Origin of the sequence: Trichocoleus desertorum AS-A10, from assembly GCF_039962155.1 — a bacterium.
In the GTDB taxonomy this organism is placed as follows: Bacteria; Cyanobacteriota; Cyanobacteriia; order FACHB-46; family FACHB-46; genus Trichocoleus.
The window spans coordinates 76744-87929 of the sequence record NZ_JAMPKN010000020.1 but is presented as its reverse complement, the minus strand read 5'-3'; the positions used below and the strand labels follow the sequence as shown (position 1 = coordinate 87929).

9 protein-coding genes, 1 tRNA gene and 1 pseudogene are annotated in these 11186 nt (G+C 49.2%); 3 read left to right on the top strand and 8 right to left on the bottom strand.

The annotated features are described in order from the left end of the window. Together NDA01_RS21520 and aroC are read left to right on the top strand one after the other, a co-directional pair. A pseudogene (locus NDA01_RS21520) lies at positions 1–168 on the top strand (photosystem II q(b) protein); the annotation flags it as partial. A gap of 112 nt (positions 169–280) precedes the next feature. Further along, positions 281–1369 carry a chorismate synthase gene (aroC, locus tag NDA01_RS21515; protein WP_348229551.1) on the top strand — a complete coding sequence of 363 codons (1089 nt, stop codon included), beginning with the start codon at positions 281–283 and terminating at the stop codon, positions 1367–1369. A gap of 86 nt (positions 1370–1455) precedes the next feature. On the opposite strand, the gene NDA01_RS21510 is transcribed toward aroC, so the two are convergent. The 5 genes from NDA01_RS21510 to pheA form a co-directional block, all read right to left on the bottom strand. Continuing rightward, positions 1456–1893 (bottom strand): GNAT family N-acetyltransferase, encoded by a 438-nt coding sequence (locus tag NDA01_RS21510; RefSeq protein WP_431193486.1) that lies wholly within the window; start codon positions 1891–1893, stop codon positions 1456–1458. Between the two features lie 216 nt (positions 1894–2109). Further along, positions 2110–2180 (bottom strand) — tRNA-Cys (locus NDA01_RS21505). A gap of 236 nt (positions 2181–2416) precedes the next feature. Beyond that, the gene (locus NDA01_RS21500) at positions 2417–2767 is read right to left on the bottom strand and encodes a hypothetical protein (protein WP_348229549.1); all 351 of its coding nucleotides are present in this window, start codon (positions 2765–2767) and stop codon (positions 2417–2419) included. Continuing rightward, positions 2743–2988: a hypothetical protein gene (locus NDA01_RS21495; protein ID WP_348229548.1), complete on the bottom strand. Its 246-nt coding sequence runs from the start codon at positions 2986–2988 to the stop codon at positions 2743–2745. Before NDA01_RS21495 ends, NDA01_RS21500 begins: the two co-directional genes overlap by 25 nt. Positions 2989–3210: 222 nt before the next feature. After that, the gene (gene pheA, locus NDA01_RS21490; RefSeq protein WP_348229547.1) at positions 3211–4077 is read right to left on the bottom strand and encodes a prephenate dehydratase; all 867 of its coding nucleotides are present in this window, start codon (positions 4075–4077) and stop codon (positions 3211–3213) included. 178 nt (positions 4078–4255) lie between these two features. Here pheA and NDA01_RS21485 point away from each other — a divergent pair, with 178 nt between their 5' ends. Further along, complete coding sequence (locus NDA01_RS21485; protein ID WP_431193485.1) at positions 4256–4873, top strand: DUF1997 domain-containing protein; 618 nt, start codon at positions 4256–4258, stop codon at positions 4871–4873. Between the two features lie 28 nt (positions 4874–4901). Here the strand turns inward: NDA01_RS21485 and NDA01_RS21480 are convergent, their stop codons facing one another. From NDA01_RS21480 to NDA01_RS21470, 3 genes are all read right to left on the bottom strand, one after another. Next, positions 4902–5591: a ribonuclease HII gene (locus NDA01_RS21480; RefSeq protein WP_431193487.1), complete on the bottom strand. Its 690-nt coding sequence runs from the start codon at positions 5589–5591 to the stop codon at positions 4902–4904. A 21-nt stretch (positions 5592–5612) separates the two neighbouring features. Then, positions 5613–7853 (bottom strand): ribonuclease E, encoded by a 2241-nt coding sequence (gene rne, locus NDA01_RS21475; RefSeq protein ID WP_348229546.1) that lies wholly within the window; start codon positions 7851–7853, stop codon positions 5613–5615. 611 nt (positions 7854–8464) lie between these two features. Next, the gene (locus NDA01_RS21470; protein WP_348229545.1) at positions 8465–11179 is read right to left on the bottom strand and encodes a TIGR03960 family B12-binding radical SAM protein; all 2715 of its coding nucleotides are present in this window, start codon (positions 11177–11179) and stop codon (positions 8465–8467) included. Positions 11180–11186: the final 7 nt, after the last annotated feature.

Sequence of the window (11186 nt, the reverse complement as noted above, 5' to 3'; positions counted from 1 at the left end):
ATCATCGACTCCCAGGGTCAAGTGATTGGCACTTGGGCCGACGTGCTGAACCGTGCAAACTTGGGAATGGAAGTGATGCACGAGCGCAACGCTCACAACTTCCCCCTTGACCTGGCTGCGGGCGAAGCTGCTCCTGTAGCACTCACCGCTCCTGCAATCCACGGTTAATCTTCAGCTAGTCTCTAGCTAAAAAAGAAGCGCTCTCCTCACGGGGGGCGCTTTTTGCATGGCTGACCCTCAACCCTGCTAAAATCAGAGTTTCTGAGTTATGTAAAGAAATATGGGCAACACCTTCGGCCATTTATTCCGCATCACAACCTTTGGCGAATCTCACGGCGGTGGGGTAGGTGTCGTGATTGATGGTTGCCCCCCGAAGCTAGAGATCTCCGCTGAAGAAATCCAGTTTGAACTCGATCGCCGTCGGCCTGGACAGAGCAAGATTACCACTCCCCGCAAAGAAGCCGATACCTGCGAAATTCTCTCTGGCGTCTTTGAAGGCAAGACCTTAGGTACTCCGATCGCGATCTTAGTGCGGAATAAGGATACCCGATCGCAAGACTATGACGAGATGGTGGAGAAGTACCGTCCTTCTCATGCCGATGCTACTTATGATGCCAAATATGGCATTCGCAACTGGCAAGGAGGTGGTCGCTCATCCGCACGGGAAACCATTGGTCGAGTGGCAGCAGGGGCGATCGCTAAGAAGATTTTGCAGCAGGTTGCTGGCATTGAAGTCTTAAGTTATGTCAAGCGGATTAAAGATTTAGAAGCAGTGATTGATTCCAAAACCGTTACTCTAGAGCAAGTTGAAAGTAACATTGTGCGCTGCCCTAACCTAGAATGTGCCGAGCAAATGATCGCCCTTGTGGAGTCAGCTCGTGACCAAGGCGATTCTCTAGGTGGGGTGGTTGAATGTGTGGCTCGCAGCGTTCCTAAAGGGCTTGGTTCTCCCGTGTTTGATAAGTTGGAAGCCGACTTAGCCAAGGGAGTAATGTCCTTACCTGCTACCAAAGGCTTTGAAATTGGCTCTGGATTTGCTGGCACCTTAATGACGGGCAGCGAGCATAATGACGAATTTTACATTGATGAAGCTGGTGAAGTTCGCACAGCCACTAACCGTTCTGGCGGTGTCCAAGGTGGCATCTCTAACGGGGAAGATATCGTAATTCGGGTTGCCTTCAAGCCCACCGCCACGATTCGTAAGGAGCAGCGTACTGTTACCACGGAAGGTGAAGAAACGACGCTGGCTGGTAAAGGTCGTCATGACCCTTGCGTTTTACCAAGGGCAGTACCAATGGTAGAAGCGATGGTTGCTTTAGTGCTTTGCGACCACCTCTTGCGTCATTACGGCCAATGTAAGGTGTTGTAGGCGATCGCTCTACTGGAGACAACAACAATTCGCCTGGAGAAGACCTAGAGTTGCTCCAGGTTTTCTATAGCTTGCTAGAGGTCAGGTTACGGAATCCACCTGAGGAAACATCGATGACCGTGTTGCTCTGTAATATCTGCACCGAGTCGGTGATAGAAACTAAGTCCACGAGTATTGCGAGCATCAGCATTCCAGGCGAGATGGGTGCAATCATTTTCCTGAGAAATTTTAGCCAGACGAGTCATTAACGCCACACCTACACCTTGGCTTCTCATCGCCTCATCTACATACAGATCGTCGAGCCAAATACTGGGTTGACCCGCAAACGATGAGTATCTGAATCCATACAAGGCAAAGCCGACTTCACATCCTGAAAGCTCTGCGAACAAGACGTAAGAAAAGGGAACTACGCCAAAAAGTGTTTTGTATATTTTTTCTTCGGATGTCTGCAAGTTACCGGAAAAAGCACCGATATTTCGATCAAATTCTGCCTTCTTCTGAATGAATGAGAAAATTAGTGCCACGTCATCGGAATTGGCGGGTCTGATTCTCACTCATTAAATCCTCAATCACGTCAAAACCAGAAAAAACAGCAGGATAATCTATCTCAGCTTGATAGTCCTGTTTTAGAGCCCTCGGTATACGGATTGATCTGGATTTGTAGACAAACCTTCCTAAGAGAACACTCGAAGCCCGTGCTACAAAAGGCTTTCTGCGAGAAGGTAGAAAACGAATTGAAAAGGCGGCACCCAGATTCGAACTGGGGGTAAAGGATTTGCAGTCCTCTGCCTTACCACTTGGCCATGCCGCCAACCTTTCAGGATTACAAGTATATCAAATCTTTCCACAAATTCATCATCTGAATTTGATTTTATTTTAAACATGCATATTTCAGTTCATGAGCATCTAGCAGCAGAGATCACCTACTGGCTGTTCAGTTGTATACCGTTCGTCAATAGGTTGGGAACAAAGGGGTGGGGACTGCACCTTCACTAGGGAACCTGCCTCTGCACCCCATTTAAGAACTCAGAAAATCAGTGGAATGGATTAGCCAAACCAACTGGAGGGAGCAGAGCCTGAGGTAATTTCTGGAGGAATGTGGTGGCTCACCCAATCTACGTTTTCTTCAACCAGGCGCTCAATTCCCTCTCTCACCATTAACCGCAGGCGATCGCGCAAGGGCCGAGGCACTAAGGTTGGGTCTGCTTCTAAATCGCTGTGCTCCTCAATCATGGCGTAGCAAGCTGGCACACAATTGAGCACATAAGCGATGAGTTGCTCGCGTAATTCTGGTATCGCAAACGCTTGGCGATAGGGATGGTAGTGATAGGTATCTAAAACGTTTTCGATCTCTAAAGAAACTAATGGCAGCGTTAGATTGGCGATAGTTTTGGACATTTTCCTAACTCCAGCTTTCTTAAACGCATGGAATAATCGGCAACGACCTCACACCATTTGAGAAAATTTTCTAGAGCAAAAACCGTAGCAAGATGCTCTAAAACTTTAATTACAGGATAGTTTCTTTCACAGGAGGCAGAAAAGCCCTTAACATTTATTATTTTCTTTTTAGGCTGTATGTTATAGCAATCTAATCGAAACTGAGGCATTAATGTTGCCATAGTTAACAGCCTACCTCTAAACAGAGAGCAAGCAGCGCCTCAAAAATAAAGCCGTATCCAAATCTGGAAGCTATAGCTGGGTTGAGTTCCAAGCTATGCTCAGCCGTGTTACAGCCTCAATAGCCAGCCCTAAGAATTTCAAGGCTACTCTTACTCAATTTATTACTCAGGCTCTAGCAAGCTGAATATGAAGTATCACTCAAGTTGATAAGAACTTAGGTTTTAGATCTGCGAGGATAGAGTCTCTAGTTGAATATTTTTTACCGAGTAACTACCGAAGATTTTAAGAGTTTCAGTATAGTTTTTTAGTTCTACTAAAGCAGCTTGAACAGACGGTTCTCGCAAGTCTGCTTCAAAATCCATAAAAAATAAATAGTCCCCGAGCGATCGCTTAGTGGGGCGCGATTCAATCCGACTCAGATTAATTCCCCGTTCGGCCAAAACTTGTAAAGGCTTTACCAAAGCTCCAGGTACATTAGCCGCAACACTAAACCCAAGCGAAGTATGAGTACCACTAGGGGCAGAATCTAAACTCAAAACCCAAAAGCGGGTGCAATTGCCTGGGTAGTCATTAATGGGATGAGCCAACATCGGCAAGTTGTAGAGTTGGGCGGCTCTTGGAGAGGCGATCGCACCAATGGTGAGGTCATCATCCAAAAGCTGCAAGGCTTCAGTAGTGGAATTGTTAGCAATGAGTTGGGCGTTCGGCAGAAACTTTTCTAGCCACTCCTGGCACTGAGCTAAGGCTTGAGGATGAGAATAGACCGTCTTGATTGTTTCTAAATTTTTCGCTCGTGACAGTAGCCCATGCACAATTGGCAAAACCAAGGCTTGCTGAATCTGCAACTGATCGAACTGCCAAAGTGTATCTAATGTAATTGTGACAATCCCTTCAATTGAGTTCTCCACGGGTACAACTGCCATCTGGGTGTCGCCTTGAGCTACAGCTCGCAGAGTTTGCCCAATGTTGGAGTAGGGACAAAGCAGGGTAGATTGGCCTGTCGATTGGGTCAAATGGTGCGAAAAAGCCAATGCTGCTGTCTCGGCATTGGTGCCAGAAGGCCCCAAATGCGCAATTGATACCGCCATAAAGTCTATCTATTACTTTGTAAGTCTGGAGCTAAGTAACTAGTTTTATGAAGATTCTTAAAAGTCAAATTTAATCACCTATCATCATTCGTTGACGAAAACCTGGACTATACAAGGGTGAAACTACTTGTTCTCTCAAAAGCCTGAGATTCAGACTATAAAAAAACTGTAAAATTCAGTGAATAGCAACAGCACCTTTACTTATCCTCGCATGTACACTCGCTTCGTAGCATCCCAAGGGGTAGAAATCGCTGTTCCAGAACAGCCTATTCCCATTCAACACTATTTACGCCAACCTCAACGCCTCGTGAATGCATTAGCCGACCCGAGTCGAGTTGAGCTACTAACAGAAGAGTACTTCCGCTTAAAGATGCGTCCTCTGTCCTTCATGAACCTAAGCATTCAACCCACTGTTGACATGAGAGTATGGGCTGACAGTGACGGAACCGTACATCTAGAGTCTATTGCCTGCGAGATTCGGGGTGTGGAATACATCAATCAACGATTTAGACTCAACCTCGCGGGCCAACTCTCTCCAGTGTTGTTGTATGGAGTCACTCACCTAAAAGGGCAGGCAAACTTAGAGGTTAACGTAGAGCTGCCGCCACCTTTTTCGTTCATGCCTCGCCCCTTGCTTGAAGCCACAGGCAATGGTTTATTGAAGAGTGTTTTGCTCACCGTCAAACAACGATTAATGCATCAGTTGTTGTCAGATTATCGACGCTGGGTTCAGGCTCAAGCGGCAAGACCAACAGCACCACCCGCTACTTTGCCCATCAATAGCCCGACAACTTAGCCTTTCGCTGCACTAATCATCCGGATAGTTAAAGTTCTAATTGAGTGCAGGTGGGCGCGATCGCCTCAAGTACTGACGCAGTGCTAGACTCGCGCACCCGACAGGGAGCAAACGAACGGCGGTGCAAAGGAGAAGGTCCTAGCCGCTGCAAAGCTTGGCGATGTCGGGTAGTCCCATATCCTTTGTTAGCCAGCAGATCGTAAGCTGGATAATGAGCTGCTAAACGAGCAATGAATTGATCTCGCCAAACCTTGGCAACAATGCTAGCTGCCGCGATCGCCACCGAGTTTTGGTCGCCTTTAACTAAGGTTTGTTGAGCAATGGCTAGCCTCGGAATTTTTTGATTACCATCAATCAAACACAAGCTTGGCTGAACTTGTAACTTCAAGATAGCTCTGTGCATAGCTAACAGCGAAGCTTGCAAGATGTTGAGTCGATCAATTTCGGCCACAGAAGCAAGGCCGATTTGACAGGCGATCGCAACTGTCCGAATGTGACCCGCTAATTGTTGTCTCTGGCCGCTCGACAGTTGTTTGCTATCGGCAACACCCACCTGAACTAGAGACGAAAGTTTGTTAGGTGGCAAAATCACGGCTGCCGCTACCACAGGCCCAAATAAAGCGCCTCGGCCTACTTCATCCACACCAGCAATCAGTTCCTGAGTGTAAAGGAAATCTGGTGCTTCCAGAAGTTTAAGCTGCTTAGCCTGCATTGCCACCTTAGCCAAACGCCAAGCCTCCTAGCTTTCAGCCTTGTTGGAAGCGTCAGCAGCAGAGGAGCGCCGACGCCGACGCCGGGCTGGTCCTAGGTTATCTTCCTCCGCTTCGGTAGTAATAGGTGTCACCTCAGCCTCATTTGTCTCAGACTGAAGCGGTTCTACTGCATCCTCCGAGACGGGTGAGACTGTTGGAGGTGCAGTTTCTACAGTAGCTGGGGTGTTTCTAACCGGAGGAGCAACCCGCGGCACTTCAGCAGAGCGAGGGGAAGCAAACTCGACAGCCGGGGAAGTTGCGCCGTTCTCGGTCGGAGTAACGGGTGCGCTCGGTACAGGCGGTGCTTCTCCAGGCAAGGTAACTTGGATAATCGTAGATTTAGGGTCTTTGACTTCTCGGTTCACTAAAACTAAGGGGGAAATACCCATCAACGCAAACACATCCTGTTCTTCTGGCGTCATCTCAACGGTGACAACTTCAGGAGGTTCAACAACGGGCTTAATAAACTCTCGCTTGGTAGTTTTTACCCGCTCTGGTCTTTCAGATTCAGCTTCCTTGGGGACAATGACGGGAAAGTCCTCTAAAGGAGACACTGTTTCGGCTTCAGCAATAAACTCCGCCTTAACTGCGATCGTTTTAGCAGGAATAATCTCTCTAGGACTAATCGGTCCCTTAGGAGCAACTTCCCCTTCACCTAAAGTGATGCCAATCCGCCGACGGCGACGGCGACGGTTGTTACCAGAACCACCCCGCTCCTGATAATTGGGATGGTTCATCAAATCTGGCTCTAGCGGATCGCTGCCGCTGTCAAACTCTAAGTCATCACTCCGTCCCTCCCAAGGGCTAAAAGTAGCGGGTTCAGGATTCAGGGGTTCTCTGTTAATCGGTTCTCTGTTAATCGGTTCGCGATTGATTGGCTCCCGATTGATTGGCTCGCGAATTCGCACACGCGGCTCTGTACTAGGAGCGGCAGATTCTCTCATCCCAAAGGTGCCCGATCGCTCTGCTACATCAGCGTCGTATTGAGGCACTTCTCCTGGTAAATGAACCGTGTGCCCTAAGCCGCCACAAGTTTGGCAAGTGCGACCAAACAGTTCATAAATATTTTGGCCTTGACGCTTCCGAGTCAGCTCGACCAAGCCTAGCTCAGACAGTTGGGCAATTTGAGGTCTGGCTTTGTCTGATTTCAACGCTTTGTTAAAGTGCTCCAGAACTTGCATCTGGTCCCGCCGAGTATCCATGTCGATGAAGTCAACAATGATTACACCAGCCAGATTACGCAGGCGGAGTTGACGCGCAATTTCAGTTGCAGCTTCGCAGTTGGTCCAAAGTACAGTCTCGCGGGCTGTGGCCGATCGCGTGAAAGAGCCAGAGTTCACGTCAATGACAGTCAGAGCCTCAGTCGGCTCGATGATGATATAGCCACCGGAGGGCAAATCAACTCTGGGCTTCAGAGCTTCGCGAATTGCAGCATTAACTCGGAAGTACTCTAAGACAGAAATGCGATCGCGATGCTGATCAATCAACACCCCTTGCGGCGATCGCCCCCCGCTCCAGTTGATCAAGTGCTGCTTCACCCGCTTGAGACCAGTGTGAGAATCTACGACAATCCGATTCACCTCACCACTGTACGTATCTCGCAACACCCGCTGAATGAAGTCGTCATCGCGGTTCAGCAACGCAGGGGCTCTAGTGGAGCTAGCTTCCTGTAAAATAGACTCCCACTGCTTTTGGAGTGCTTCTAAATCTTCTAGAATCGCTTCTTCGGCCATTCCTTCTGCTTCAGTTCTGACCAGCAACCCCATCCCAGCAGGTTTAATTAAGATGGCGAGGGCTCTCAAACGGTTGCGCTCGTTTTCGTTGCGAATCCGTCGCGAGAGGTTCACCCCTTTACCGTAGGGCATCAAGACCAAGTAGCGTCCTGGCAGTGTGATATTCCCTGTAAGGCGAGGCCCCTTGTTGCCTGTCGGCTCTTTCATTACCTGGACTAAGACTTTTTGCTGGGGAGCCAATAGTTCGGTAATGGAAGCGGCAGAGCGCCTTAAGCGCAGTGGGCCTAGGTCTGTCACATGAATGAAGCCATTCCGCTCAGAATCGCCAATGTTCACAAAGGCAGCGTCAATGCCAGGTAAAACATTCTCAACGACACCCAGGTACACATCACTAATCTGATGGCTGCCTGTAGCAACAATCAACTCTTGGATTTGATCTTCAGAAAAAACAGCAGCGATGCGATGCTGCTCAGCGATAATAATTTGTTTTGGCATTCAATTTCCTCAAAAATTGGCAGCAGTAAAGGCACCACAACACTTACGCCTCTAACACTTTGCTGGCTTTAAGCTGACGTCGAAGAAAAGCAGACTGAGTGCGTCTCAACCGGGTGAGGTGCAGACCGCCTACAGAACAATCGAATGAAAGAATCGATGATTGAGTGAACAATCAGCAATCAGGCGCTAACGAGTGCAGTAATCTAAGACAGAACCTTCCTGTAAAGGGTTAGGTACTGGAAGCGGCGGAATCGCAGGCGGCAGAAAGTCTTTCAGAAGCAGGCTAGAACATCCTTTCTTAGGCCACTACTCAGCGGCAACTCTAAAGGCTTTTGTTCTTCAACTACTTCTATCTGAGAAGCATTATAGCGTGCAGATACTTCGATGCTACCCTGTTAGGTTGGCAGCGATTAAAAATAAGCATACACCTTAATCCAGGAAAAGCTTTCAATCTTTAGAACTTCCTGGGTTGCGGTTTATAAAGTTACGTTCCGCAGGTTGAGAAATAAACCGAATACTATCAGTTTGATTAGAAATCGCAATATTTCAAAAAGTGGTTGCCCTTGACCATTGAGTGGGCAGGCACCAGACCTGCCCTTAAAGAGACCTAATTACTGGGCTGACGCGGCCAAACCGAGTTGATTGCGGTGGGTATGTAAGAGCCGTAACTCTCTTTGAGATATTTGTTCCAACATATAAAGCACCTGCTCTGGTTTCAGCAAAGTGCCATCGTTACGGCAGCTACCCACAAAGCGTAGGACGGTTGCAGCCTCGCCTAACTCTGGATGAGCAGGCATCAACGCTAGCTTAAACAAGCGATCGCGCAAGTTGATGGTTTGCATTTTGCCAGATTTGGTTGTTTGCTCCCAAGCAATCGTATTTTGAGCTTTAATTGCGTCAATCCAAGCTTGCCACTGCTCAAGAGTGGGGTAACTAAGGCTCGCTGGTTCTTCGTCCCCACCAACCGTGACTGTAATCCAGTATTCAGCTTGCTCTAGCAACTGCGTGGCCGAGGGCGTTTTGAGATCCACGACTTCCGCGCGGTAGATTGGAATGTCACTGGGCAAGCAAGCAGCCAACTTTTGTTGAAACACTTCAACATCAACAGGTTTAGTCAGCTCAAAGTCAACAATTTCGCCCGCACTGGTGGCACCGAGGGGCAAGGCATTGGCAATGGAGATGCGGGGCATGGGGTGAAAACCACCTGTAAAAGCGATCGGCAGGGAAGCTCGGCGGATGATTCGATCCCAAAGCCGCACCAAGTCCAAGTGGCTGACCAAAGCCATGTCGCCTTGTTTGCCAAACCAAACCCGGATTCGTTGCGAGCGCTCTTGATTCGGTGTGAAGTGACCTTGAAAATCAGGAATGGGCGGCGGTGAGATCGCCACGTTATGACCAAAGTCTGGGCCACAAACCCCACAGTGAGAGCAGCCTTCAAAGGAGCAGTCGGGCACGATCGCAGTTGCTAAAGCCCGTAGCAAGTCTTCTTTGAGCCACTTTTTGTCAATGCCAGTATCGAGGTGGTCCCAAGGCAGTGGAGCATCTAAGCGGGCGTCTGTATAGTCATTGCTAACCATCGGATCGTTTGCACTGGGGGCACCAGAAGCGAATTCATGAGCAACCGACTCATTTGTTGCTATGAGGCTCCATTCGCCTTGCTCCACTTGGCGGTATTTCCAGGACAAGCCTGCCTCAGCGATCGCCTGAGTCCAAGCCCCAAAAGCACGCTCTAGGCTTTCCCACCAGGAGTCCATGCCCGCGCCTAGTTCCCAAGCTCGCCGCACGACAGCCCCTAGACGGCGATCGCCCCGACCCACAAAATCCTCCATCGCCGAAATTCGGACATCGGTGAAGTTTACTTTTAGTCCCCGAATGCGCCGGAATTCTTCCCGTAGCAAAGCTTGTTTACGCTCAAATTCCGTAGTAGAAACCGAGTGCCATTGGAAAGGCGTGTGGGGCTTAGGAGTGAAGTTAGAAATGGTTAGATTGAAGCTAAGGGATTTGCGGCCTTTGCTGCGACATTCTTGCTGCAACCAACGCACGGTTTCGACAATACCAATTACATCAGCATCGGTTTCACCCGGTAAGCCAATCATGAAGTAGAGCTTGACTTTATCCCAACCTTGGTCGTGGGCAGTTTTCACGCCTCGCAGTAGTTCTTCATTGGTTAAACCTTTGTTAATAATGTCGCGGAGGCGTTGCGTTCCTGCTTCTGGGGCAAAGGTCAACCCCATTTGGCGCGTACCACCAATCATATTGGCAATATTTTCGTCAAAGCGATCAACGCGCTGGCTCGGCAAAGAAAGAGAGATATTTTCATCTTTGAGCCGATTTTTAATCTCCACGCCCACCGCAGGCAGCGCTAAATAATCGGAACAACTCAAAGACAACAAGGAAAACTCGTTATAGCCTGTAGCTCGCATCCCCTGCTCGATCGCGTCTACCACCTGTTCGGGTTCTACGTCTCTAGCTGGGCGAGTCAGCATTCCCGGCTGACAAAAGCGGCAGCCACGGGTGCAACCACGGCGTACCTCAATGGTGAGGCGATCGTGCACGGTTTGGACATAAGGCACTAAGCCAATCGAATAAGCAGGCAGAGGCACAGCAACCCGCCGTAAAACGCGATCCGGCACACCGGGACGATTGGGATGCACCGAACCATCCGCCGCCATATCGTAGAACTGGGGTACGTAGACTCCCGGAACCTGAGCCAGATCCAGTAGCAGTTCTTCTCGACTCAGCCCAGCAGCTTTGCCTTCCTCTATCACTAAACCAATTTCAGGCAGTAACTCCTCGCCATCGCCCAGAGCGATAAAGTCGAAAAATTCTGCGTAAGGCTCTGGGTTAGAGGTAGCCGTTTGCCCACCCGCAAAAATCAGCGGGTAACTACCTTGTTGGACGTTCCAATGTTCTGTTGTGGCTCGTTCTCGCCAGGTCAGCGGGATACTTGCCAAATCAAGCATTTCTAAAATATTGGTAGCCCCTAGCTCGTAGCTGAGGCTGAAGCCCAAGATATCAAAATCAGTCAGCGATCGCCGCGACTCCACCGCAAACAACGACGTTTGGGTGCTGCGTAGCTTACTCGCCAAATCTGGCGCAGGCAAATAAGCGCGATCGCATAGCTGTCGGGGTTGGGTGTTGAGAATGTTGTAGAGGATGATGTGGCCTAAGTTAGACGCACCCACCTCATAGATCTCTGGATAGGTCAACACCCAGCGTACCGAGGCGCTGTCCCAACCTTTATGGAAAGCTCCCAGCTCATTGCCCAGGTAGCGGGCTGGTCGCAAAATTTCAGGAGTCAGTAATTCTTCGATTGCAACTGCCACGGCAAAA